The 23,544-nt window shown below is 71.4% G+C and carries 26 protein-coding genes and 1 pseudogene; 14 read left to right on the plus strand and 13 right to left on the minus strand.

From position 1 onward, the window contains the following. The coding region (locus tag AC3ETA_RS45320; protein ID WP_432198734.1) for an FAD-dependent oxidoreductase at positions 1–1,368 on the minus strand (1,368 nt) is incomplete at its 3' end. 198 nt (positions 1,369–1,566) lie between these two features. Between AC3ETA_RS45320 and AC3ETA_RS45325 the strand changes: the two genes are divergently transcribed. Next, positions 1,567–2,052 (plus strand): DUF6214 family protein, encoded by a 486-nt coding sequence (locus tag AC3ETA_RS45325; protein WP_432198760.1) that lies wholly within the window; start codon positions 1,567–1,569, stop codon positions 2,050–2,052. 83 nt (positions 2,053–2,135) lie between these two features. On the opposite strand, the gene AC3ETA_RS45330 is transcribed toward AC3ETA_RS45325, so the two are convergent. Beyond that, the gene (locus AC3ETA_RS45330) at positions 2,136–2,831 is read right to left on the minus strand and encodes a DUF305 domain-containing protein (RefSeq protein ID WP_432198735.1); all 696 of its coding nucleotides are present in this window, start codon (positions 2,829–2,831) and stop codon (positions 2,136–2,138) included. A 63-nt stretch (positions 2,832–2,894) separates the two neighbouring features. On the opposite strand from AC3ETA_RS45330, the gene AC3ETA_RS45335 reads away from it, so the two are divergent. Then, positions 2,895–4,391 carry an LVIVD repeat-containing protein gene (locus tag AC3ETA_RS45335; RefSeq protein WP_432198736.1) on the plus strand — a complete coding sequence of 499 codons (1,497 nt, stop codon included), beginning with the start codon at positions 2,895–2,897 and terminating at the stop codon, positions 4,389–4,391. On the opposite strand, the gene AC3ETA_RS45340 is transcribed toward AC3ETA_RS45335, so the two are convergent. The 5 genes from AC3ETA_RS45340 to AC3ETA_RS45360 form a co-directional block, all read right to left on the minus strand. Beyond that, positions 4,379–5,083, minus strand: a complete 705-nt coding sequence (locus AC3ETA_RS45340) for a TetR/AcrR family transcriptional regulator (protein WP_432198737.1) — start codon at positions 5,081–5,083, stop codon at positions 4,379–4,381. The genes AC3ETA_RS45335 and AC3ETA_RS45340 overlap by 13 nt on opposite strands. Before the next feature lie 159 nt (positions 5,084–5,242). Beyond that, a complete protein-coding gene (locus tag AC3ETA_RS45345; RefSeq protein WP_432198738.1) occupies positions 5,243–5,974 on the minus strand; it encodes an HAD family hydrolase in 732 nt (243 codons plus the stop codon). Between the two features lie 135 nt (positions 5,975–6,109). Continuing rightward, the gene (locus AC3ETA_RS45350) at positions 6,110–6,781 is read right to left on the minus strand and encodes a phosphatase PAP2 family protein (RefSeq protein ID WP_432198739.1); all 672 of its coding nucleotides are present in this window, start codon (positions 6,779–6,781) and stop codon (positions 6,110–6,112) included. A 507-nt stretch (positions 6,782–7,288) separates the two neighbouring features. Next, entirely contained in the window at positions 7,289–8,224 is a 936-nt protein-coding gene (locus AC3ETA_RS45355) for a M56 family metallopeptidase (RefSeq protein ID WP_432198740.1), read from the minus strand. A 159-nt stretch (positions 8,225–8,383) separates the two neighbouring features. Continuing rightward, positions 8,384–8,917, minus strand: a complete 534-nt coding sequence (locus AC3ETA_RS45360) for a DUF5134 domain-containing protein (RefSeq protein WP_432198741.1) — start codon at positions 8,915–8,917, stop codon at positions 8,384–8,386. A 165-nt stretch (positions 8,918–9,082) separates the two neighbouring features. Here AC3ETA_RS45360 and AC3ETA_RS45365 point away from each other — a divergent pair, with 165 nt between their 5' ends. Beyond that, entirely contained in the window at positions 9,083–10,480 is a 1,398-nt protein-coding gene (locus AC3ETA_RS45365; protein WP_432198742.1) for an FUSC family protein, read from the plus strand. Further along, a complete protein-coding gene (locus AC3ETA_RS45370) occupies positions 10,477–11,013 on the plus strand; it encodes a MarR family winged helix-turn-helix transcriptional regulator (protein ID WP_432198743.1) in 537 nt (178 codons plus the stop codon). Before AC3ETA_RS45365 ends, AC3ETA_RS45370 begins: the two co-directional genes overlap by 4 nt. 8 nt (positions 11,014–11,021) lie before the next feature. Here the strand turns inward: AC3ETA_RS45370 and AC3ETA_RS45375 are convergent, their stop codons facing one another. Together AC3ETA_RS45375 and AC3ETA_RS45380 are read right to left on the minus strand one after the other, a co-directional pair. Then, entirely contained in the window at positions 11,022–11,132 is a 111-nt protein-coding gene (locus AC3ETA_RS45375; protein ID WP_432198744.1) for a VOC family protein, read from the minus strand. 106 nt (positions 11,133–11,238) lie between these two features. Beyond that, positions 11,239–11,631, minus strand: coding sequence for a VOC family protein (locus tag AC3ETA_RS45380; RefSeq protein WP_432198745.1), 393 nt, complete (start codon positions 11,629–11,631; stop codon positions 11,239–11,241). A gap of 71 nt (positions 11,632–11,702) precedes the next feature. Between AC3ETA_RS45380 and AC3ETA_RS45385 the strand changes: the two genes are divergently transcribed. Then, positions 11,703–12,254, plus strand: a complete 552-nt coding sequence (locus tag AC3ETA_RS45385; protein WP_432198746.1) for a GNAT family N-acetyltransferase — start codon at positions 11,703–11,705, stop codon at positions 12,252–12,254. 3 nt (positions 12,255–12,257) lie between these two features. Here the strand turns inward: AC3ETA_RS45385 and AC3ETA_RS45390 are convergent, their stop codons facing one another. Next, positions 12,258–12,941, minus strand: coding sequence for a glycerophosphodiester phosphodiesterase (locus tag AC3ETA_RS45390; protein ID WP_432198747.1), 684 nt, complete (start codon positions 12,939–12,941; stop codon positions 12,258–12,260). Between the two features lie 392 nt (positions 12,942–13,333). Here AC3ETA_RS45390 and AC3ETA_RS45395 point away from each other — a divergent pair, with 392 nt between their 5' ends. The 5 genes and pseudogenes from AC3ETA_RS45395 to AC3ETA_RS45415 all read left to right on the plus strand — a co-directional run bounded on the left by AC3ETA_RS45395 (position 13,334) and on the right by AC3ETA_RS45415 (position 17,935). Continuing rightward, positions 13,334–14,731: a DUF6421 family protein gene (locus AC3ETA_RS45395; protein WP_432198748.1), complete on the plus strand. Its 1,398-nt coding sequence runs from the start codon at positions 13,334–13,336 to the stop codon at positions 14,729–14,731. Between the two features lie 44 nt (positions 14,732–14,775). Further along, positions 14,776–15,525, plus strand: coding sequence for an SDR family NAD(P)-dependent oxidoreductase (locus tag AC3ETA_RS45400; RefSeq protein WP_432198761.1), 750 nt, complete (start codon positions 14,776–14,778; stop codon positions 15,523–15,525). After that, positions 15,522–16,592, plus strand: a complete 1,071-nt coding sequence (locus AC3ETA_RS45405; RefSeq protein ID WP_432198749.1) for a threonine aldolase family protein — start codon at positions 15,522–15,524, stop codon at positions 16,590–16,592. The genes AC3ETA_RS45400 and AC3ETA_RS45405 overlap by 4 nt, the downstream gene beginning before the upstream one ends. 239 nt (positions 16,593–16,831) lie before the next feature. Further along, positions 16,832–17,219, plus strand: a pseudogene (locus tag AC3ETA_RS45410) (transglutaminase); the annotation flags it as partial. Between the two features lie 20 nt (positions 17,220–17,239). Then, on the plus strand, positions 17,240–17,935 hold the full coding sequence (locus tag AC3ETA_RS45415; RefSeq protein WP_432198750.1) for a B3/B4 domain-containing protein: 696 nt from the start codon (positions 17,240–17,242) through the stop codon (positions 17,933–17,935). 12 nt (positions 17,936–17,947) lie between these two features. Here the strand turns inward: AC3ETA_RS45415 and AC3ETA_RS45420 are convergent, their stop codons facing one another. Together AC3ETA_RS45420 and AC3ETA_RS45425 are read right to left on the minus strand one after the other, a co-directional pair. Beyond that, positions 17,948–18,676 carry a lysophospholipid acyltransferase family protein gene (locus tag AC3ETA_RS45420; protein WP_432198751.1) on the minus strand — a complete coding sequence of 243 codons (729 nt, stop codon included), beginning with the start codon at positions 18,674–18,676 and terminating at the stop codon, positions 17,948–17,950. Between the two features lie 198 nt (positions 18,677–18,874). After that, positions 18,875–19,291, minus strand: coding sequence for a DUF4395 domain-containing protein (locus AC3ETA_RS45425; RefSeq protein ID WP_432198752.1), 417 nt, complete (start codon positions 19,289–19,291; stop codon positions 18,875–18,877). 77 nt (positions 19,292–19,368) lie between these two features. Between AC3ETA_RS45425 and AC3ETA_RS45430 the strand changes: the two genes are divergently transcribed. The 4 genes from AC3ETA_RS45430 to AC3ETA_RS45445 all read left to right on the plus strand — a co-directional run bounded on the left by AC3ETA_RS45430 (position 19,369) and on the right by AC3ETA_RS45445 (position 22,557). Further along, complete coding sequence (locus AC3ETA_RS45430; protein WP_432198762.1) at positions 19,369–19,782, plus strand: TlpA family protein disulfide reductase; 414 nt, start codon at positions 19,369–19,371, stop codon at positions 19,780–19,782. A 220-nt stretch (positions 19,783–20,002) separates the two neighbouring features. Next, positions 20,003–20,512, plus strand: a complete 510-nt coding sequence (locus tag AC3ETA_RS45435) for a flavin reductase family protein (RefSeq protein ID WP_432198753.1) — start codon at positions 20,003–20,005, stop codon at positions 20,510–20,512. Between the two features lie 242 nt (positions 20,513–20,754). Next, positions 20,755–21,543 carry an electron transfer flavoprotein subunit beta/FixA family protein gene (locus tag AC3ETA_RS45440; RefSeq protein WP_030947090.1) on the plus strand — a complete coding sequence of 263 codons (789 nt, stop codon included), beginning with the start codon at positions 20,755–20,757 and terminating at the stop codon, positions 21,541–21,543. Between the two features lie 51 nt (positions 21,544–21,594). Continuing rightward, positions 21,595–22,557, plus strand: coding sequence for an electron transfer flavoprotein subunit alpha/FixB family protein (locus AC3ETA_RS45445; protein ID WP_432198754.1), 963 nt, complete (start codon positions 21,595–21,597; stop codon positions 22,555–22,557). Between the two features lie 57 nt (positions 22,558–22,614). On the opposite strand, the gene AC3ETA_RS45450 is transcribed toward AC3ETA_RS45445, so the two are convergent. Then, on the minus strand, positions 22,615–23,523 hold the full coding sequence (locus AC3ETA_RS45450; RefSeq protein WP_432198755.1) for an endonuclease/exonuclease/phosphatase family protein: 909 nt from the start codon (positions 23,521–23,523) through the stop codon (positions 22,615–22,617). Between the last annotated feature and the right edge of the window lie 21 nt (positions 23,524–23,544).

A 23,544-nucleotide genomic window follows, 5' to 3' on the forward strand; every position in this document is an offset into this window, starting at 1 on the left:
ACGGTCGCTGCCGTGCACGGCGTTCATCAGCGACGGCCAGTCGGGCAGCTTCACCACGCCCCTGCCGAGAGACGCCCCCAGCTGTGCCTCGGCGCGCTCGATCGACTGCCAGCCGGGCCACTCGACGGGCTCGACACCGTCGGCGCGCAGCGCGGTGAGCGGATCGGCGGGCAGTTCACGGCCGGCGAGCGCGGCGGCGTCCTCCAGCAGCGACGTCACCGTCTCCTTGGCGCACGGCCGGTTGGTGCCGATGACGCCGGTCGGGCCCCGCTTGATCCAGCCGGCCACGTACTCGCCCGGCGCCACGACGCCCTCGCGCAGCACCCGCCCGGCGACATGCGGCACCGTGCCGCTCGCCGCGTCGAAGGGGAGGCCCTCCAGAGGGACCCCGCGATAGCCCACCGAACGCAGCACCAGCTGGGCCGCGATGTCCTCGTACCGGCCCGTGCCCGTCACTCCGCCCCGACCGTCGGGCACCGTGCGTTCGAAGCGCACCGCGCCCACGCGCCCGGCGTCGGCCAGGAGTTCGACGGGGCGCAGGAAGAAGCGCAGCCGGATCCGGTGGCGGGCGCCGCGCGCCGGGGACTCGGCCCAGCCGCGCAGCACCTCGACGTTGCGGCGCTGCGGCGCGGGCAGACCGGAGGGGTCGGCGTATGCAGGGTCCAGCTCCAACTCCCGTGGATCCACGGTCACTTCGGTGTCCGGGAGGGAGCCGAGCTCCCGCAGCTCCTTGGTGGTGAAGCGGGCCTGCGAGGGGCCGCGGCGGCCGACCATGGCGATGTCCGTGACGCGGCTCGCGGCCAGCGCGGTGAGCGCGCCCTGCGGAATGTCGGTGGGGCTCAGTTCGGTGGCGCCACGGGCCAGCATCCGGGTGACGTCCACCGCGACGTTCCCGACGCCGATGACCACGGCGGAACGTGCGCCCGCCACGAAGCCGTCGTGGCCCGGGGTGCCGTTCCCTTCGCGCTCCGGGAAGTCCGGATGGCCGCTGTACCAGGACACGAACTCCGTCGCCGACCAGCTGCCCGGCAGTTCCTCGCCCGGAATCCCGAGGTGCCGGTCGGTGGCGGCGCCGACGCAGTACACCACGGCGTGGTACAGCTCGCGCAGCCGCGCCCCGGGCACCCCGTCCGAGCCGATCCGGACGCCGCCGAGGAACCGCACTCGCTCGTGCTCCAGGACCGTGCGCAGGTTGTTCTGGAGGGACTTGATCTTCTCGTGGTCCGGCGCCACGCCGTAGCGCACCAGGCCGTACGGGCAGGGCAGCCGGTCCAGGACGTCGACGCACACGTCGTTGTCCAGTTGTACGAGGCTCTGGGCGGTGTAGCACCCGCTGGGCCCGGAGCCGACCACGGCGACACGAAGCACGGCGGAACTCCTTGTCCGGGGATCGTCAGGAGTCGCTCTCGGGTCCAGCATCGCACCGCTGCCGCTCCGCTGACAGGGTGCTGTGTGCCGTACAGGACGCGTGTTCGTTCGTATGGAATGTGATCATGCGGTTACGTTGCGTGTGTGCTGGAAGCATCCTTTCTTAATCTGTCCGATCGCCCCGCGGCGGACGGAGCCGTGTCGGTGTGGCCCGCATGGAAAGTGCGGGACGGTGGCGGCGCCACTGTGTGGTTCGGCGTCCGGCTGGAGTTCGGTGACGGCGCGCGGGTCGACGCGGTGGCCGTGGTGTCCGAGGGGTGCGTCTCCATCGAGGACGTGCGCGCCGAGCCGGCGCTCTCCCTCGACGACCTGGCGGCGCTCGCCGACTGGATCGAGGGGCCGCTCTCCGAGGCGTGCGGCATCGGGACGGGACCGGACGCCGACGGAGGTGAGGGCGGCGAGGATGCCGACGGCGCCGGGACCGGGCGGGCCGGGTCGGGCTGGCCGCGCGGCGTCGAGGGGCAGTGGCTGATCGCCCAGAAGTACCGCGCGGCGCAGGAGGCGGGCACCGACCCCGTGCTCGCGGTGATGAGTGCGACCGGGCACAGCCGCCGCAGGTCGCTCCGGCTCATCGGGCAGGCGCGCGACGCGGGGTTCCTGACCCCGCGCCGCGCGCGCCGCTGAACGCGCGCGCCGCTGAACGCGCGCGCCGCTGAACGCGCGCGCGGCGGCGGGGTCGCGGCTTCGGGGGCGAGACGCCGAAGCCGTCAGAACATGTCCCGCATCCGGGTGATCTCGCTGGTCTGCTGAGCGATCACCTCGTCCGCCATCTCCTCGACCCGGATGTTGTTCCCCTGCCCCTTCACATCGGTGGCCATGGTGATCGCCCCCTCGTGATGGGTGATCATCAACGTGAGGAAGAGCTGGTCGAACGCCTTCCCGCGCGCGGCACGCAACTTCTCCAGCTGTGCCTCGGTCGCCATGCCCGGCATCGAGTCGTGGTCGTGGTCGTGGCCGTCGCCGTGCCCGGCCTTGCCGTTGGCCTTGAGCCAGCCCTGCATGGCGGCGATCTCGGGCTTCTGCGCGGCGGCGATCCGCTCGGCGAGCTTGGTCACCTTCGTCGACTCGGCGCGGTCCGGAACGAGTTCGGTCATCTCCAGGGCCTGGGTGTGGTGCGCGATCATCATGCGCGCGTAGGAGACGTCCGCGGAGTTGGGGGAGTCGTCCTCGGCGCGCTGTCGCTCGGCCTCCTCGGCGGACAGCATCCGGTTCGACTCGCCGGGCTTGCCCGGCACGATCACCGAAGGCCCGCTCCGCGCGGGCGACTTGGTCTCGGCGTCGTCGCAGCCGCCGAGGGCGAGCACGGCGAGGACCGCCAGCACGGCCGGTCCGGTCGTGACGCGCGATGCGCGGCGGGTCGGCTGCCTCGTTACATGTTCATTGCCCCCTGTTGATATGTGCATGACCGTGACGATACTCGTTGGTGTGTGAACCGTTCCAGTGCGAACGGAACAAGGGAGGAAACAGTGATCCTGTTCAGCAGTCCCCGAACACGTCGCAGACGCCTGGGAGTTGCCACCGCCGCCGCCGGGCTCCTGGCCGCGCTGCTCACCGCGCAGCCGGCCGTCGCGACCCCCGACCCGGGGGACGGCCCCGTCGCGGAGCAGGAGGTCTCCGAGCACACCCGCGCCCAGGTCCGCGAGTCGCTGGCGGACGGTGAGATACCGGGCCAGAACGAGATCGTCCACTCCGACAACATCGAACACCTGGCTTCCGTCCCCAAGGACGCGCTCCAGGGCACCAATTCGGACCTCGCCTTCCAGGGCCGATACGCCTTCGCGGGCAACTACGACGGCTTCCGCGTCTTCGACATCAGCAACCCGGCAGCGCCCACGACCGTCGCGCAGGTGCTGTGTCCCGGCTCGCAGAACGACATCTCCGTCTCGGGGAACCTGCTGTTCCTGTCCACCGACTCCTCGCGCAGCGACAGCAGTTGCAACAGCACCACCCAGCCCGTGACCGAGAAGTCCTCCTGGGAGGGCATGAAGGTCTTCGACATCAGCGACAAGCGCAATCCCAAGTACGTCGCAGCCGTCGAGACCGCCTGCGGCTCGCACACCCACACGCTGGTGCCCGAGCGCCGCAACGTCTACGTCTACGTCTCCTCCTACTCGCCGGACGCCTCCTACCCGGACTGCCAGCCGCCGCACGACGGCATATCCGTGATCAAGGTGCCGCGCCACGCGCCCGAGAAGGCGGCCGTGGTGAACTTCCCGGTGCTCTTCCCCGGCGAGGGCCCGGACGGCGGCGGCAACCCCGGCCCGCCCGGCGGCGTCCGCAAGACCACCGGCTGCCACGACATCACCGTACTGCCCTCGAAGGACCTGGCCGCGGGCGCCTGCATGGGCGACGGCATCCTGCTGTCCATCGCGGACCCGGAGCATCCGAAGGTCATCGACCAGGTCCGGGACGACGTGAACTTCGCGTTCTGGCACTCGGCGACCTTCAACCAGAAGGCGAACAAGGTCGTCTTCACCGACGAGCTGGGCGGCGGCAGCGCGGCCACCTGCAACGCGGAGATCGGCCCGGACCGCGGCGCCGACGGCATCTACGACATCGTCGGCAAGGGCGACAAGCGCAAGCTGGTCTTCCGCAGCTACTTCAAGATCCCCCGCCACCAGGCCGCCACCGAGAACTGCGTCGCCCACAACGGCTCGCTGATCCCGGTCAAGGGCAAGGACATCATGGTTCAGGGCTGGTACCAGGGCGGCATCTCGGTCTGGGACTTCACCGACTCGCGCAACCCCGAGGAGATCGCCTACTTCGACCGCGGCCCGCTCACCACGGACGTCCTCAGATCGGCCGGCTCCTGGTCGGCGTACTACTACAACGGCTACATCTACTCGAACGAGCTCGCGAGGGGCTTCGACGTCCTGAAGCTCAACGACCGGCGCACCGCTCCGGCCCGTGGGGTGCACCTGCGCGAACTCAACGTCCAGACCCAGCCGGACTACTTCGACTGAGCGGACGGATCCGACCGGCCCTCGGAGCAGTCCGATGCGGACCCGGTCGAGAAGAACCGCGACAGATCCATGTCGCACGTCCCGCCGGACACGGCCTCAGCGTCCGGCGGGACGCCCTGCTCCCAGTCGAGCCGGTAACGCTTGAACAGCTCCGCCCGCAGCACCGGCACCGGCATCGGCACCCCCGGCACCAGCGCCGCGTAGACCGCGCCCATGAGCAGGGCGCGCAGCATCGGGTAGTCGGCGTCGGCGTCCGCCGAGCCGTGCCGTACGCAGACCTCCCGCAGCAGCTCGGCCAGCCGCCGCTGTTCCGGGCACTGCACGAAGCCCTCGGCCTGGAGGATGCCCGCCATGTGCTGGCGCATCAGCACGGGCCGGTCCCGGGCCAGGCCCAGGATCGCGTCGATGGCCCTGGCCATCCGCTCCCGGCCGTCCTCCGTGTGCGGCTCGCGCTCCAGTGCCTCCTCAAGCGTGCGGTGCATCAGACGGTGCACGGCGGACTGCACCAGCTGGCGCTTGCCGGGGAAGTAGTACGACACCAGTCCGCGCGCCGAGCCCGCCCGGTCCGCGATGTCGCCCAGCGTGGTGGCGTCGTAGCCGTGCTCGCCGACCAGCTCGACCGCCGCCTGGAGGAGTCGCTCACGGGATCGCCGCCGCAGCTCTTCATTGACCGAGGCGCTGCGCGGGGACATGCTGTAACTCCTGCGTTGACTGGCTGCCAGCCAACTATACTCAGCGCGTCCGGCCCGGCCTCCATGAGGACCGGTCGGGGTTGCCGTCCGCCCCGGGCGACGCGGGGGATCGCCCGGGGCGGGCTCAGCCCAGGGCGATGGTCGCCGGAGGCTACTTGTTCAGTGGCCGTTCCGCGGGTCGGCGCCGTTCGTCCGCACCCCGGCGCTCACCAGATCCAGGACCGGCCGCAGCCCGTCCGGCCGCTCGGCCGCCGGCAGATGATCCACGAAGTGCACCGCGCAGCCCAGCGCCGCCGCGCCGCCGTCGGCCCGCCGGTCGTCGCCGACCATGACGACGTCGCGCGGATCCACGTCGAGCGCCGCGCAGGCCGTCCGGAACAGTCGGGGGTCGGGCTTCTGCACGCCGTGCTCGTAGGACAGCACGTAGGTGTCCACGTACGGGTCGAGCCCGTGCTCGCGGAACACCGGGCGGATGTCCCAGCCGATGTTGCTGACCACGCCCACCCCGATGCCGCGCTCGCGCAGCGCCCCCAACACCTCGGCGGTGTCGGGGTACGGCACCCAGGCGGCCGGGGACATGTGGCGGTCGTACAGCAGGTCGTGCAACCGGTCGTGGGGGAGCGGCACATGCCGGGAGAGTCCGGTGTAGGCCGCCCGGTGCAGTTCCGCGCTCTTGTCGCGCACTCCCCAGACGCTCGCGACGTCCTCGGGCAGCCAGGAGGGGGCACCTCCGCCGGGGAGTGCCCCCATCGTCTCCAGTGCCTGCGCCGCCTCGGCCACCTCGGCCTCGGCGAGCTCCACTCCCGCCTCGGCGATCACTCCGCGCAGCCAGGACTCGGTGGATTCGACACGGAAGAGGGTTCCGGAGAAATCGAACAGAACTGCGGTCATGGTGGGATCCTACGGGGCCGTGCCCCGGCCGCGCGGGAAGATCGACGCCTCCGGTGCACCACGCCCCCGGGTCTGCGTTCGACGCCTCCGATGTGTGCGTGACCCCCTCCGGTGCACCGCATCGCCGGTGCGCGCTCAGCCCCGCCGGTGGGTGTGCACCCGCACCGCCACGGCCACGACCAACGCGCCGAGCAGCCAGCCGCCGACGACGTCCGTGACCCAGTGGACGCCGAGCCAGATCCGGGTCAGGCCGACGCCGGCCACGGAGATCACTCCCACGGCGACGGCCGTGCGCCACAGGGTGCCTCGGACGCCGTACCGGTGCAGGAGCCACAGCAGGAGTCCGCAGACGACCATGGCCGTCATGGCGTGGCCGGAGGGGTAGGCGGAGTAGTGGGCGGAGTCGACCGGGTCGGGCCAGACCGGGCGGGGGCGGTCGACCACGGCCTTCAGGAACTGCTGGAACAGTGTGGCGAGCAGACATGTGGCCAACAGCCATAGCGCCGTCCAGCGGGCGGCTCTGCGCCACACGAGCCAGATCGCTACCGCGAAGGTCAGTATGCGCATCGTCCATGGATCCCAGACCCAGTCCGTCAGGATGCGGAACGCGTGCGTGACGCCGGGCTCGTCCACCGCCCAGCCGTGCGTGGTGTCCGCGATGCCGTCGTCCACGTTCATCAGCGGGTGCCAGCGCACGGCGACCAGGGCGAGCAGCAGCGCCGAGCACAGCGCCAGGGCACCGGCCCAGCGGGAGGTTCCGCGCTCGGCCGGTGGGCGGGGCGGGGACTCGACGGACTGGGTGTGCATACTGCGATCCTCGCCGACCGATGGGGCAAGAAGCCAATGCCGGGGGCGGGTTTGGGTCGCCCGCCAGGAGAACCGGGCCGTGGCCCGGAGCGACATCGGCTGACGGGTACCCGGTGGTGAGCGGGCCATCCCGACGAGGGCCGGTGTCCTGGCGGCGGGCGTGCTCCCTGTGCGCGGCTCCCGCCAAGGGCAGCCCACGGCCGCCCGGGCGGGTGTTCCGGCATGAGGGTGCGCCGGCCCGGCCATCCAGTGCCCCGGCAGGGGTAGTCGCGGCTGCCGGGTGCGGTTTCGGGTGTGGGGGTGTGCCCGTCTGGCCGTCCAGTGCCCTGGCAGGGGTAGTCGTGGCTGCCCGGTGCGGGTGTTCCGGCATGGGGGTCTGCCGGCCCGGCCACCCAGCGCCCCGGCAAGGGGTAGCCGCGGCCGCCGGGTGCGGTGTCTCGGCGTGGGGTGCGGCTCCCGGGTGCGGTGTCTCGGCATGGGGTGTGCCCGCCGGGCCCGCCGTCCCTGCTACCCCAGCGCCCGCAGCCCAGGTACGACCGCGACCAGCACCGGCACCGCCGGGACCAGCGCGGCCGCTGCGGTCAGACGCAGTCGTCGGCCTGCCGTGAGGCGGTCCGGGGGAGTGAGCAGCCGGTTCACGCGCTGCGGCACGTGCGTGTGCGCGGTCGGGCAGGGGCCGAACACGCCCCGGTCCTCGTTGAGTTCGACCAGGGCGAGGGCGGTGGTCAGCCGGCCGAAGCGGCGGGACGCCATGTCGTCGGCGGCGAGTTCGACCAGTCGGTGCATCTCGTCACGGAACGCGGCGAACACCGGCACCTGCGGAAAACCGCCCGCGAGCGCCCCCGAACAGTGCAGCAGCCAGTCGTGCCGGGCCTGCGCGTGCCCCTGTTCGTGCGCGAGTACCGCGTCCAGCTGCCGTCCCTTGAGGCGGCGCAGCGCGGCCGTGGTGATGACGAGCCGGGGCGCCGTGCCGGGCAGCCACCAGGCGTCCGGCCGTTCGCCCTCCAGGATCACCAGACGGTCGTTCCCCGTCTCCTCGCCCGGCAACAGCGGTGAGCGCACGAGGAGTTCGGCCCTGCGGTGCCGGCGCCGGGTACGCGCGCGTGCCACCTCGCGCACCAGCATCGCCCCGGTCCACAGCCCGCCGCACGCGAGTGTCACCGCGGTCGTCGACGCCCAGGAACCGCCCACTCCGAGTGCGTACGCCTCGACGACGGCACTCGGCGCCGGCGCGAACACATGGCCGCGCACGGCCTGCCACGCGGCCGCCGCACTGAGCGTCATCGACAGTGCACAGCACAGCAGTACGGCCGCGACGACGCACTGCCACACCCACAGCGCGACCACCGGTTCTCGGTCCGGCCAGTCCGCCCGCGCGAGCAGCCGCGGGGCGAGGACGGCGGTCAGGGCGCCGAGCAGCAACAGTGCCGCGGTGACCATCATGGGAAGCACCCTATGAGCGCCGAATCGCTCAGGGGTACGGACACCCGCGCCAAAGTGACACAGACCACGGAGGAGTGCGGTCCGAGTTCTCATGCGTCAATGGGGTGGCGCCGTGTGCGTGTACGGCCCAGTCACCGGGCGCGACCCCGCGACCCCGCGTCACAGCGTCAGCAGCATCGCCACCATGGCGATCCCCATCGACAGCCGGCAGGCCCGCGCCAGCTCCGGCCGGTCGCCCCACCCGGTACCCCCGTCGGCACCGGCGGTGACCGGCACCAGCCGGACCCCGCAGAGCAGCACGTAGCCCGTGAAGTACCCGAGCAAGGCGCCCGTCACGTACGGGACGCCGGAACCGCCGTGACGGCCCGGCGACGCCGCCATCGCGATCGCCATGTAGACCATCGCCGAGGCCCCCACCATGTGGTGCAGATGGTGCCCGCCCGCCCGGGCGGACCACAGGGCGTGCAGGGCTGCCGCGCCGAACACGGCGGCGTAGACGGGCCAGGCCCACGACGGCGGCGTGAACACCGCGGCAGGCACCGCCATCGCGGCCATGCCGAACCCCATCAGCGCCTCGCCACCCGCGGTGCGGCGCTGTTCCTCGACGTGACTGCGCATCCGCAGCAGGCAGTAGGCCCCGGTCGCCGCACACAGCGCGACCAGCAGCCAGCCGGGCGAAGCCGGTCCGTGCACGCGCACCTCCCCGCTCGACGGTCTCGGTCAGTCCGTCGATGCCCCGGCCGCGCGGCGCGCACGCAAGCGCAAGGGTGTACACGGGGAGCATTCGGCGGAGCACGGCAGGTCACGCCGTAGGGGGTGACATGCTTTACGAGTAAAACACTTGCTAAGGTGATGGTCATGAGCAGCCGTCTCCCGCTCGCCGGAGTGCTGCGCCTCGGCCGGCCCTCCGACATCTGGTTCAAGCCCGCCCTGAGCGCGGTCGCCGCCGTCGCCCCGCCCAACCTCGCCCTTCTCGCGCTGGGCCGCCTGGACCTGGCCATGTACACGATGGCCGGGTCCCTGTGCGCGCTGTACGCCCACAACCGTCCCTACGCCGCTCGGGCCCGCGCCCTGGCACGGGTGGTCCTCGGCATGCTCGGCGGTCTCGCCACCGCCCTGCTCGCAGCCTCCCTGACCCGCAGCGCCGTCGCCCTCGTCGCCGTCGGTGCGATGCTGGCGGCCGTGCAGAAGGTGCTGTGCGACGCGACCCGCATCGGACCGCCCGGCAACGTCGTCCTCACCTTCATCAGCTCCGCCGCCCTGTTCGTCCCGCAGCCCTTGGACCGGATCCCGGACCACCTGGGGCTCGCCGCGGCGGCCGGCGCCTGGGCTTGGCTCGTCGGCATGGCCCCCGGCCTGCTGCGCCCGCACGGCCCGGAGCGCCGGGCCACCGCGGCAGCCCTGAACGCCGCCGCGGCGCACGCCGAGGCCCACGGCAGCGGACAGGACGCCATCGCGACCCACGCCGCCACCGTCCTCGCCGTGCAGGCCGCCCGGCAGGCACTGCGCCCCACAGCCGCCACCCCGTCTGCCGCCTCTTCCGGCACCCGCCGCGCCCTCGAACGCCTCGTGGCCCGAGCCGAGGCAGCCCTCGCCGCACCCGCCGACGACCGGCCCGTTCCCGAGGTCCCCGACCTCGCCGGTGTCGACTCCGAAGTCGCCCCGCACCCCGGCCCGTTGTGGCACCGCCTGCGCCCGCTGGCCCCGCTCGCCCTGCGCACCGCCCTCGGCTGCGCCCTCGCCGGCTACGCCTCCCTGGCCCTCGGCATCGGCCGCCCGTACTGGGCCCTGGTCACCGCCGCGTCCCTGTATCAGGCCGACCTCGCCCTCACCTGGGGCCGCGGCGTCCAGCGCGTCGTCGGCAACCTCCTCGGCGTCCTCTTCTTCGCCGCGCTGGTGCCGCTCGCCCACACCGGACAGGTCGCGCTGGTCCTGTGCTGCCTCGCCCTCAACTTCGGCGCCGAGGCGCTCATCGGCCGCAACTACTGGCTCGGCAGCGTCTGTGTGACCCCGATGGCACTGCTGATCACCGAGTTCGCCGGGTTCCAGGAGCCCTGGCCGCTGATCACCGAGCGGGTCGTGGACACCCTGGTCGGCGCGCTCGTCGGGCTCGCCGCCGCCGTCGTGGTGCCGCACCGGGCGCGGGTCGTGCGTGCCGAGCGCGCCGGACCACGTACGCTCGCCGCTACGGGTAGTAGCCGAGGACGGCACCCGGACCAGCGCACGGGCAACACGACGGAGGGCGTACGGCCATGACGGCGACCAGCGGCGGGCCGACCGGGACGAGACGCGACACGGTGGCCGCCGTGGTCCGGCAGTGGCAGAGCGTCCACCCCGACCTCGACACCGCGCCCATGGAGATCATCGGCCGCATCAACCGCTGCGCCGCCCTCCTCCAGCAGGCCGAGGACGCCCCCCTGCGCCGCGCGGGCCTGAGCCGTCCCGAGTTCGACCTGCTCGGCGCGCTGCGCCGCACCGGCCACGAACTGACGCCCAGCGAGCTCGCCCGCGAGACCTTCTCCTCGGGGGCCGCCGTCACCAAGCGCCTCAAGCAGCTGACCGAACGGGGCCTGGTCGAGCGCCGCGGCGACACCCGCGACCGGCGCGTGGCCCACCTCCGTCTCACCGACGAGGGCCGGGAACTCGTGGACGGCATCCTGCCGGAGCAACTCGCCTACGAGACCTCGGTACTGTCCGAACTCGACTCCGAGGGGCGCGGCGAACTCGCTTCCTTGCTGGGCGAGTTGCTCGGCCGGCTGGAGGGCCGGCTGGGCGCGTTGCGTGCCTGAACCGGGTATCAGGGCCGCGGGGGCTCGTGGTACACGCCGAACACCGCACCCTGCGGATCCCGCAGTACGGCGATGCCCCGCCCGTTGGGCCCGCCGGTCACCGGCTTGTCGAGCTTCATGGCGTTCCTCCCGCGGCGAAGGCCCCCTCCAGCATGCTGAGCCCCGCCCCGGACCCCGGCCATCCGGCGGGAGTCGGCCCGCGCCGGCCGGCCACGAGCCGCCACCCTAGATTCCGGGGCGGAAGCGAATCGGATGATCCGCCGGCACCTCCACCAGCACGATCGGCGTCCCGTCCGGGTCGGCGATCCACATCTCGATCAGCCCCCAGGGCTCCTTCACGGGAGGCCGCACGACTTCGACGCCCTTCGCCACCAGTTCCTCGTGCGCGGCGGCGACATCCGCGACCTGCATCCACAGCCGCAGGGCCGGGGACGCCGGCGTCTCGGAACGTCCGGAGACCTCCAGGAAGCCGCCGCCGAGGAAGTAGACGGTGCCGCGCTCGGGTCCGGTGCCGAACTCGCGGTAGACGGCGAGGCCGAGCTGCTCGCCGTAGAAGACACGGGACCGTTCGGGATCGGTGGGCCGCAGCAGGGTCCGGCCGCTCAGTACGTGCACCATGCAGCGGGAGCCTAGCGGCGCGTTAGGCTCAGCGGTGCCCGAGCCGCGCCCGTGAAGGGGAGAACCGCACCATGGACACCGCCGCGCCCGACGCCTTTGCCGGACTCGTCTTCCGCGAGGCCACCGACGCCGACGTGGACACGTTGGTCGCGCTGATCGAGTCCGCCTACCGCGGGGACTCCAGCCGGGCCGGGTGGACCACCGAGGCGGACATCCTCGAAGGACAGCGGACCGACCCGGAGGGCGTGCTGGCGGTCGTCAAGTCGCCCGACAGCCGGCTGCTCACCGTCGAGCGGGACGGCCGGGTCGTCGCGTGCTGCCAGCTCGAACACCGCGGGACCCACGCCTACTTCGGAATGTTCGCGGTCAGCCCCGCGCTCCAGGGCGCCGGACTCGGCAAGGTGATCATCGCGGAGGCGGAGCGGCAGGCCCGCGAGACCTGGGGCGCCACCGAGATGCACATGACCGTGATCTCCGTACGCGACGACCTGATCGCCTGGTACGAGCGGCGCGGCTACCGCCGTACGGGCCGGATGACCCCGTTCCCGTACGGCGACGAGCGCTTCGGCATCCCGCAGCGCGCCGACCTCCAGTTCGAGCTGCTGGTCAAGGTGCTGGCGTGAGACTCACGCGGTGAAGCGGCCGGTGCGCTTGATCTCCGGATAGTCGGTGGTCGCGCCGTCCAGCTCCAGGGCCCGCACGAGACGCAGGTGGTCCTGGGTGTTCACCACCCAGCCGATGATCCTGAGGTCCGCCTTGCGGGCGTGCTCCACGACCTCCAGGGTGAGCCGGCGGATGTTCAGGCAGACCGTCGCGGCACCGGCCGCCACGGCGCGGTCCACGATGTCGGTGCCGTAGCGGCTGGCGATCAGCGCGGTGCGCACCCCGGGCACCAGGCGGGCGATCTCGGCGACGGCCTCGTCGTGGAACGAGGACACCTCGACACGGGGTGCCAGGTCCCGGTCGGTCATCACCTCGGCGAGCACCCGGGCTGCGGCCACGTCCTTGATCTCGGCCTGGAGGGGTGACCTCACGGCCTCCAGGACCTCATCGAAGACCGGTACGCGCTCGCCGCGGCCCGCGTCCAGGGCGCGCAGCTCGGCGAGGGTCTTGTCGGCGACCGGGCCGGTTCCGTCGGTCGTGCGGTCCACATCGGTGTCGTGCATGACGACGAGGGCGCCGTCCTTGCTGAGGTGGAGATCCAGTTCGATGACATCGAGGCCGGCCTGCTGGGCGGCGACGAAGGAACGGAGGGTGTTCTCGGGTTCGACACCCATGACTCCGCGGTGACCGATGGTAAGGAAGTTCAAGGTTCAACTCGCTTCCGTCGACGGCGGCGGGGGCAGCTCGCGCGAACCGGAGCGGACTGTTCGCGTGGGCCGAGCCGCAGCCTAGTGGCCTGTGCGCGTGATGAACCCCACGTGTACACAGGGTTTGCGGGGAGGGGCGTGCCGTGCCTGGTTCGCACCCCTATGGGTGGTCACCCTGGCGTGGGCGAGTCCTCCGGGGATTGACCGGATCTCGCGGGTCGGCTCCGCGTATGCCCGCTGGAGGCCCGTCTAATCGTCGGCGAGACATCCAACAGGAAAAAGTTCTGTGACCTTAGGTGTGCACAGGATAATTTCCCGAACATCCACTTGCTGAGAGAAACCCCGTATGCATACGGTGTGCTTACGCGAGGTTCTCCCGTGGAGGATGGGACATGACGGAAATTCTTGTGCAGGCGGCTTCGGAGGAGCAGGTTCCTCCCGTGACCAGGGTGGTTGAGCACCCGGCGTGGCCGGTGCTCAAGGATGCCGTGGAGCTGATCCGGCCATGGCAGTCCAAGGACGGGTCGATCGACTTCGAGGCCGAGGGCGCGCCCGCGCGGGCCGACGCCGAGGCGGCCCTACGGCGTGTCGTGGCGGCCGTCGAGGAGCTGAGCCCGCTGCTGCCGCACGACGCGGCCTACCACACGGCCCTCGTGAAGGACCTCGGCCGCTGGGCCGAGGGCGGCTTCGAGGTGCCCGACTTCCTCGACTCGCTGCTGGCCTTCCAGCCCGCCGCGAGCCGCGCCGACGGCCTCCAGCACCTGGTCGTCTTCGCGATGTACACGCAGAACGGCAACCCCGACCGCAACCTCGAGGCGGTCGTCCTGCGCATGGTCTGGCCGGACTGGCTGGCCGAGCTGGAGCGCACCCGCTACGACAACCCGCTGTTCTGCGGCATCAAGTTCGAGGACTTCACGGCCGGGTACGACACCAACTCCGCCGTGCTCTTCCCGGAGACGATCGCCGTGCGCGAGGCGCCCGAGCGCTTCAGCTGGGGCGGCATCTTCTGCGACCGCGAGGCCGCCCGCTTCCGCCGCGTCACCGACGCCGCCGTCGACATCCTGGGCCTCGACCTGCCCGAGGACATCGCCGCGATGGTCCACGACCAGCGGCGCACCGAGGAGGCGTTCGTCCTGTGGGACATGGTCCACGACCGCACCCACAGCCACGGCGACCTGCCGTTCGACCCGTTCATGATCAAGCAGCGCCAGCCGTTCTGGATGTACGGCCTGGAGGAGCTGCGCTGTGACCTCACCGCCTTCAAGGAGGCCGTGAAACTCCAGGCCGACGGCGTCCCGCAGGCCCGTGACGTGCAGTACGCCGTGCTGTTCGACCGCATGTTCCGCTTCCCGGTCACCGGCGAGCGCGTGCGCAACTACGACGGCCTCGGCGGCCAGCTGCTCTTCGCCTACCTGCACAAGCACGACGTCGTCCGCTGGACCGACAACAAGCTGCACATCGACTGGGACCGGGCCCCGCAGGTCACCAACCAGCTGTGCGCCGAGATCGAGAACCTCTACCGCGACGGCATCGACCGCCCGAAGCTCGTGCACTGGTTCGCCGGCTACGAGCTCGTCTCCACCTACCTCGCCCCGCACCCGGGATCCCGCTGGGCCAAGGGTCCGGACGCCCTGGACACGACCCAGCCGCCGCGCAAGCTCGTCGATGACGTGCTTCCGGACGAGTTTCCGCTGAGCATGTTCTATGAGGCCCTCTCCAAGAAGCTGAAGAACGTGATCGCCTCCACCAAGGGCATCACGGCGGAGAGCGCCGAGCGAGTCGCCGCGTGAGCGACAGCGGCACCGAGAACACGGCTCAGCAGGAGGCGAAGAAGATGGCGGGGAACGGAGCTCTCAGCGGTGCGGTGATCGCGGTGGCCGGCGCGGGTGGACCCGCGGGCCGGGCGGCACTGCGGCGACTCGCGGAAGCGGGCGCCACCGTGGTCGGCGCGGACAACGACCCCGAGCGGCTGGCGGAGGCCGTGGACGCCGCGCGCTACGCCTCCGGCGGCGCGGCGGTCACCGGCGAGACGGTCGACCTGCTCGACCTGGATTCCACCCGTGACTGGGCACTGCGCACCGAGAAGGAGTTCGGCCGCGTCGACGGCCTCGTCCATCTCGTCGGCGGCTGGCGCGGCAGCGAGACCTTCATCAAGACCAGCCTCGACGACTGGGACTTCCTGGAGCTGCTGCTCATCCGCACCGTGCAGCACACCTCGCTCGCCTTCTTCGAGCCGCTCCAGCGCAGCGAGCGCGGCCGGTACCTGCTGATCAGCGCCGCCGGTGCCTCGAAGCCGACCGCCGGCAACGCCTCGTACGCAGCCGCCAAGGCCGCCGCCGAGGCGTGGACCCTCGCGCTGGCCGACGCCTTCCGCAAGGCCGCCGGCGCCGAGGAGCTGACGTCCGCTGCTGCCATCCTGGTGGTGAAGGCGCTGGTGCACGACGCGATGCGCGCCGACCGCCCCAACGCGAAGTTCGCGGGCTTCACGGACGTCAAGGACCTGGCCGAGGCCGTCGTCGGCGTCTGGGACAAGCCCGCCGCCGAAGTGAACGGAAACCGCCTGTGGCTGACCGAGAAGCCGTGAACCCTCCGAAGACCGACGCCCGGCGTCACCACGACCCGGACGTCCGCGGCTTCGCCAGTGACAACTACGCCGGCGCCCACCCCGAGGTGCTCGCCGCCCTGGCCCTGGCCAACGGCGGGCACCAGGTGGCGTACGGCGAGGACGACTACACCGAGAACCTCCAGCGGATCGTGCGCAGCCACTTCGGCGCGACCGCCGAGGCGTTCCCGGTGTTCAACGGCACCGGTGCCAACGTCGTCGCGCTCCAGGCGGTCACCGACCGCTGGGGCGCGGTGATCTGCGCCGAGAGCGCGCACATCCACGTCGACGAGGGCGGCGCCCCGGAGCGCATGGGCGGCCTCAAGCTGCTCACCGTGCCCACCCCCGACGGCAAGCTCACCCCCGAGCTGATCGACCGGCAGGCGTACGGCTGGGACGACGAGCACCGGGCGATGCCCCAGGTCGTCTCGATCACCCAGAGCACCGAACTGGGCACCCTCTACACACCGGACGAGATCCGAGCGATCTGCGACCACGCCCACGCGCACGGCATGAAGGTGCACCTGGACGGCTCCCGGATAGCCAACGCCGCCGCCTCGCTGAACGTCCCCATGCGGACGTTCACCAACGCGGTCGGCGTCGACATCCTCTCCCTCGGCGGCACCAAGAACGGCGCCCTGTTCGGCGAGGCGGTCGTCGTCCTCAACCAGGACGCCGTCAGCCACATGAAGCATCTGCGCAAGCTGTCCATGCAGCTCGCCTCCAAGATGCGCTTCGTGTCGGTGCAGTTGGAGGCCCTGCTCGCCAAGGACCTGTGGCTGCGCAACGCCCGGCACGCCAACGAGATGGCCCAGCGCCTCGCCGAGGGCGTGCGCGCCTTGCACGGTGTGGAGATCCTCTACCCGGTGCAGGCCAACGGTGTGTTCGCCAAGCTACCCCACGACGTGAGCGAGCGCCTGCAGAAGCGGTTCCGCTTCTACTTCTGGGACGAGACGGCCGGCGTCGTGCGCTGGATGTGCGCGTTCGACACGACCGAGGACGACGTGGACGCGTTCGTGGCGGCGCTGAAGGAGGAGATGGCACGCTAGCGGCGCCGTCCGTCAGCTGACCACGATCTGCGCCCGGTTGTCGCGCAGGTCCGGGTCGAATGCTGATGGGCCGCTCCGGGTCGTCGTTTGAGGGTCTCGACGGTGGTGCGCGCCCCGCGCACCACCTCGTCGATCCGCAGCCCCACCTCCATCGTGTGGGACGCCTCGTCGTGCAGATGGATCGGCGTCCGGCAGGTCGTCCTGGCCGGCGACCGCCTGCGCCGCCACCACGGGGCGCAGGCCCAGCCCGGGTCACCTGGCGCGCCTCCGACGTCCTGGAGCAGGAGATCCGGCATCTTTTACGCCAAGGCCCACGCGCCGGCCGCGCTGCTGCGGGCCGAGGAATCCCGACCGCGCGGTGCCACCAGAAGTTCGCGGTGCCGCACGGCCTGGTCGCCGTACGGATCAAACGGGGCCTGACATCGGCGGGACCCCCGGGGCAACAAGCCGGGCGTGGACGCGCAGCTCTCGCTCGACGGGGAGCGGCTGGTCTTCGTGCCCGACCCCGAGTCCAATGAGCTGGACTGTCCGGACCTGTATGCTGCACCGCATCCGGCGGTGCTCGATGTCCTCAAGGCAGCCTCCGACAGACCGCACTCGTGGCGGACACTCCCCACCGCACTCTGATCCCCGGGAGAAGGCGGACGATGACTCTCACGCTGACCGTGTCCGACGAGGTGCGCGCGCTCGTGCCCGGCTTCACGCACGTCGCCGTCGAGGCGCACGGGCTGGTCAACGGCCCCAGCACGGACGCCAGTTCCGCGCTCCTCGACGACGCGGCCAGGCGCCTGGCCGTACGTCTGGCCGGGCGTGCGCCGCACGAGGACCCGCACATGGCGGCCTGGCGGCAGGCGTACACGGCCTTCGGGTCGAAGCCCTCACGCACCCGCAACTCCGCGGAGGCGCTGGTCAAACGGGCGCTGTCGGAGGCGGGCCTGCCCCGGATCAACCTCCTGGTGGACGTCTACAACGCCATCAGCGTCGCCCGTCTCGTCCCCGTGGGCGGCGAGGACATCGACCGCATCGAGGGCGCCATGCACCTGGTGCGTGCCACCGGGGAGGAGGACTTCGTCACCGTCGCCGGCGGGGAGCAGGTGATCGAGCACCCGGACGCGGGCGAGATCGTGTGGCGCGACGAGGCGGGCGTCACCTGCCGCCGCTGGAACTGGCGCCAGGGCCCGCGCACCCGCCTCACCGAGGAGACGGTGTCCGCAATCTTCCTGCTGGAGAGCCTCGCGCCGATGCCCGTCGCCGACGTCGGGAGCGCGGCGGAAGAACTCGCCGACCTGCTGGAGAAGTTCAGCCCGGGGGCGCGGATCGAGGTCCGGCCGCCGGCCTCCTGAACCGGCCGGGCGTCAGTGCGCCTCGGCCGCGCGGACCTGCTCCGGCGTAGGGGCCGTGCCGCCCAGGTGGGCCGGCATCCACCAGGTGTCCGTGGCGTCCTTGGGGCGGACCGGGTAGGCGCGCTGGGCGGCCTCCAGGAGTTCCTGGACGCGTTCGCGCAGCTGGCGGGTGATGGCGCCGGCGTACTTGTCCTTGGAGGCCTCGATCGCCTCGCCGACCCGGATGGTGATCGGGGTGTGGCTGCGCTTGAAGTTGCGCGGGTGGCCCTTGGTCCACAGGCGCTGGGTGCCCCAGACGGCCATCGGGATCAGCGGGACGCCCGCCTCCTGGGCCAGCCGGGCGGCGCCCGACTTGAAGCTCTTCAGCGTGAACGACTGCGAGATCGTGGCCTCCGGGAAGACCCCGACGATTTCGCCGGAGCGCAGCGAGTCCAGCGCGTGGGCGTAGGCCGCCTCACCCTGCTTGCGGTCCACCGGGATGTGCTTCATGCCGCGCATCAGCGGACCGGAGATCCGGTGCCGGAACACGGACTCCTTCGCCATGAAGCGCACGAGTCTCTTCTGCGGCAGAGCGGCCAGGCCGTTGAAGACGAAGTCCAGGTAGCTGATGTGGTTGCTCACCAGCACGGCGCCGCCCGAGCGCGGAATGTTCTCCGACCCCTTGCAGTCGATCTTGAGGTCCCACGCCTTGAACAGGGTCTGGGCGAAACCGACGACGGGACGGTAGACAAGCTCTGCCATGGACGGGGTGGACCCTTCCTTCTCTGCCTGGGAAGGAGGCTCCCAGAGGCTCCCGGTGGGGAAAGTTACGCAGCCGTAGGTTTACGGCTTGTCGCAGATCGTGCCCCAAGAACGCCCGAGGGCCAAGCCCAAGTGCCGGGGAACGGCGAGATCCTCGTCACGTCGCCCCTTGATCCACCTCGGATTTTGGCGTTGCCTTTACCCCGCGCGCACCGTCAGTCGCCGCACGAGCAGGTACATCTCGCACCCCAGGCAGTAGCCGAAGCCGGCGTTGAGGAAGGCGGCCGCGAGTGCGGCCCCGGTGGCGGCCGGACCCAGCCAGTCCGGACCGAACGTGTAGCCGACCAGCCCGAGCCCCGCGAAGACCATCCCGACCGCCTGCGCGAACCGCGGCGGCTCCGGAGCCTCGAACTCCGTCGGCGGGCCGATCCGGGGACGGACGGCCGTACGGAAGAGCCGGCCGTACGGCGATCGGCCCACCCCGCCGGCCGTGCCCAGCGTGAACGCCAGCGTCTGCCAGGCCAGCAGCCAGGCGCTCCCGGTGACCAGAACGACCGCCAGCACGACGGTCGTCACGGCCGCCCCGAAGCGCGGCCCCCTCACATCGATGTCCATGAATCAAGCATTCCGCATGGGAAAGGCTCCCGGGGAGTCGGGAATCTTTGCAGTCTCGTGAACGCTTGAGCAGGGTGATGACCGGAATCCTGGTGTGCGTGGCGGTGCTCGCGGCGGCGAGCGCCTACGGGGTGCTGCATCGGCGGCGGAGCGGGAGAGTAAGGGTGCGCGGGCGCGACGACGGAAAGCGGCTCGGCGCGGCCGAGTTGGGCGGCGAGCTCGGCGAGCGCGCCACCCTCGTGCAGTTCTCCAGCGCCTTCTGCGCGCCCTGCCGGGCCACCCGGCGCGTCCTCGGCGAGGTCGCCGGCATGGTCCCGGGCGTGACCCACGTCGAGCTCGACGCCGAGGACCATCTGGACCTCGTACGCCGGCTCGACATCCTCAGGACTCCGACCGTGCTCGTCCTGGACGCCGACGGCCACGTGGTGCGGCGGGCCACCGGACAGCCCCGCAAGGCGGACGTGATCGCCGCTCTGGGGGAGGCGGTCTGAGGGGCTGTGGCATGGCGGGGACCCCGAGGGTGAGTCATCTCCCACATGACGGGACGTACTTGACTGTGCGCACCACGTATCGTCAGTCTGACCGTATGCCTGAGGAACTCCTTCTCTTCGGACGGGTCCATGTCGATCTGGCCCGTACCGCGAGCGCGTGCTGTCCGAGCCGTTGAACGGCCACCGATCCGCACGCCTCCCCTCGCAGAAGGACAGCTCCATGACGGTCGTCCCCGGCCTCGGTACCCCTCGGCTCGCCTCTCCCGACCTGCTCCGCTCCGTCTTCCGGCGGCATGCCGCCGGGGTGGCCGTGATCACCGCCCGCGGTCCGTCGGGCCCGGTCGGCTTCACCGCCACATCCCTCACCTCGGTCTCCGCCGAGCCTCCGATGCTCTCGTTCGGCGTCGGCACCGGCGCCTCCAGCTGGCCGGCGATCTCGGCGACGGAACACGTGGGCGTCCACCTGCTCGGCGAGCACCAGCAGGACCTGGCCGCCACCTTCGCCCGCAGCGGCGCCGACCGCTTCGGCCCGGCCACCGCCTGGCGCGAGGGTCCCGAGGGCGTCCCCCTCCTGGACGACGTCCCGGCCTGGATGGTGTGCCGGGTCGCGGCGCGCGTGCCGGCCGGCGATCACCGCATCGTGCTGGCCGAGGTCGTCCTCGGCGATCCCGGTGGTCCGGGGCGTCCGCTGGTCTATCACCAGGGCCGGTTCAACGGCCTGCGTGACTGACCTCACCGAACCGATGTGACCGACCCCGCCTTCCGAGGTTCTGCGAAGCCGTCGGTTTCCGATTACGCTGCGTTGCAAAGGTCACAGTTCAAAGCGCTTGCTTAGCGGGAACGAACTGGTTGTACTGACGAGTAATATTTCGCTCGGAGCGCGGGTCGCCCCGATCGGGAACAGCCGCTTGGGGCGCCTATGCTGCCTGCAAGTAGGCAGCAGAGAAATGTCGACGCAGTAGGAGAGCCGGCGTGAGCTTGAGGATCGTTGTCACTGTGAAGTACGTGCCCGACGCCACTGGCGACCGGCACTTCGCCGATGACCTGACCGTCGACCGGGACGACGTGGACGGTCTGCTCTCCGAGCTCGACGAGTACGCGGTCGAGCAGGCACTGCAGATCTCCGAGAACTCCGACGACGACGTCGAGGTCACCGTCCTGACGGTGGGCCCCGAGGACGCCAAGGACGCCCTGCGCAAGGCGCTGTCCATGGGCGCCGACAAGGCGATCCACGTCGAGGACGACGACCTGCACGGCACCGACGCCCTGGGCACCTCGCTGGTGCTGGCGAAGGCGATCGAGAAGGCCGGCTACGACCTGGTGATCTCCGGCATGGCCTCCACCGACGGCACCATGGGCGTCGTTCCGGCCCTGCTGGCCGAGCGCCTGGGCGTCCCGCAGGTCACCCTGCTGTCCGAGGTCTCCGTCGAGGACGGCACCGTCAAGGGCCGCCGGGACGGCGACGCCGCCTCCGAGCAGCTCGAGGCGTCCCTGCCGGCCGTCGTGTCGGTCACCGACCAGTCGGGCGAGGCGCGCTACCCGTCCTTCAAGGGCATCATGGCCGCCAAGAAGAAGCCGGTCGAGTCCTGGGACCTCTCCGACCTGGAGCTGGAGGCCGAGGAGGTCGGCCTGGAGGGTGCCTGGACCGCGGTCGAGTCCGCGACCGAGCGTCCGGCCCGCACCGCCGGCACGATCGTCAAGGACGAGGGCGAGGGCGGCAAGCAGCTCGCCGAGTTCCTCGCGGGCCAGAAGTTCATCTGAGCCCGCCTTCGCTGACCGCCCCTCAACTTCGTTACGCAGGAGAGCAATCCCATGGCTGAAGTTCTCGTCTACGTCGATCACGTGGACGGTGCCGTCCGCAAGCCCACTCTGGAGCTGCTGACCCTGGCCCGCCGCGTCGGCGAGCCGGTCGCCGTCGCGCTGGGCAACGGCGCCGCCGACACCGCCGCCACGCTCGCCGAGCACGGCGCGGCCCGGGTCCTCACCCACGAGGCCGCCGAGTACGCCGACTACCTGGTCGTCCCGAAGGTCGACGCCCTCCAGGCCGCCGTCGAGGCCGTCTCCCCGGCCGCGGTGCTGGTGCCGTCCTCCGCCGAGGGCAAGGAGATCGCCGCGCGTCTGGCGCTGCGCATCGGCTCCGGCATCATCACCGACGCCGTCGACCTCGAGGCCGGCGACGAGGGCCCGGTGGCCACCCAGTCGGTGTTCGCCGCGTCCTTCACCACCAAGTCCCGGGTCGCCAAGGGCACCCCGGTCATCACGGTCAAGCCCAACAGCGCCGCCGTGGAGGCCGCCCCGGCCGCCGGTGCGGTCGAGGCCCTCTCGGTGACCTTCTCCGCCCAGGCCACCGGCACCAAGGTGACCGCGCGCACGCCGCGTGAGTCGACCGGGCGTCCGGAGCTCACCGAGGCCGCGATCGTGGTCTCCGGTGGCCGTGGCGTCAACGGCGCCGAGAACTTCTCGATCATCGAGGCCCTCGCCGACTCCCTCGGCGCGGCCGTCGGTGCCTCGCGTGCCGCCGTGGACGCGGGCTGGTACCCGCACACCAACCAGGTCGGCCAGACCGGCAAGTCGGTCTCGCCCCAGCTGTACATCGCCTCCGGCATCTCCGGCGCGATCCAGCACCGCGCGGGCATGCAGACCTCGAAGACGATCGTGGCGATCAACAAGGACGCCGAGGCCCCGATCTTCGAGCTGGTCGACTACGGCGTCGTCGGCGACCTCTTCGACGTCGTCCCGGCCCTGACCGAGGAGATCAAGTCCCGCAAGGGCTGATCCCGAACAGGCGCACCGAGGCCCCCGATGACCGTCACGGTCATCGGGGGCCTCGTCTCATCCCAAGGTCAGGGACGCCTGCACCGGCAGATGGTCGCTCGGGAACTGGCCGTCGGCGGAGAAGGTGTTGACCGACGCCCGGTGCGCGGTGACGTCCGGTGTGGTGAGGACCCAGTCGATGCGGTCGCCGTTCGGCGTCAGCGGCTTGTAGCCGTGGAAGGTGCCGTACAGATCGCCGCGTTCGCGCGCGGTGTCCCAGGTGTCTACGAGGCCGGCGCCGAGCAGTGTGTCGTACGCCGGGTTCCCGTGGGCGGCGACATTGAAGTCCCCGGTCACCACGACCGGCAGCGAGCGGTCGAATCCGGCGATCCGCTCCGCGATGAGCGCGGCGCTGCGCTCGCGCGCGTACTGGCTCACATGGTCGAAGTGGGTGTTGAGGGCGTAGAACTCCCGCCCGCCGTCGGCCAGATCACGGAAGCGGACCCAGGTGACCATGCGGGCGAAGGCGGCGCCCCAGGCGGTGGAGCCGATCACGTCCGGGTTGTCGGAGAGCCAGAAGTGGTCGTACTCGGTCGGGCGCAGGCGGTGGGAGTCGTAGAAGATCGCCATCGACTCGTCACGACTGCCGTGCAGCCGGCCGGTGCCCACCCAGTCGTAGTGAGCGCCGAGGTCGGCGTCGATGTCGAGCAGCTGCGAGAAGATCCCCTCCTGGGTGCCGAGGACGTGCGGGGCCTCGCGGCGCAGCAGGTCGCGCATCACCGGTCTGCGCACGGTCCAGCTGTTGGGCTCCGCGGTGCTCGCGAAGCGCAGGTTGAAGGACATGACCCGAAGCCGCCTGCGGGGCGGGCGCTCGCCCGCCGAGGCGGCGGACGCCGGCAGTGCTGTACTGGAGAGAGGCGCGGCGACCGCGGCGGTCAGTGCGGCTTTCAGACCCAGACGGCGCGTGACTCGGCTGTGGTTCGGCACGTCGTGCTCCTTCGGTGGGAA

This window comes from Streptomyces sp. bgisy027 (assembly GCF_057710365.1).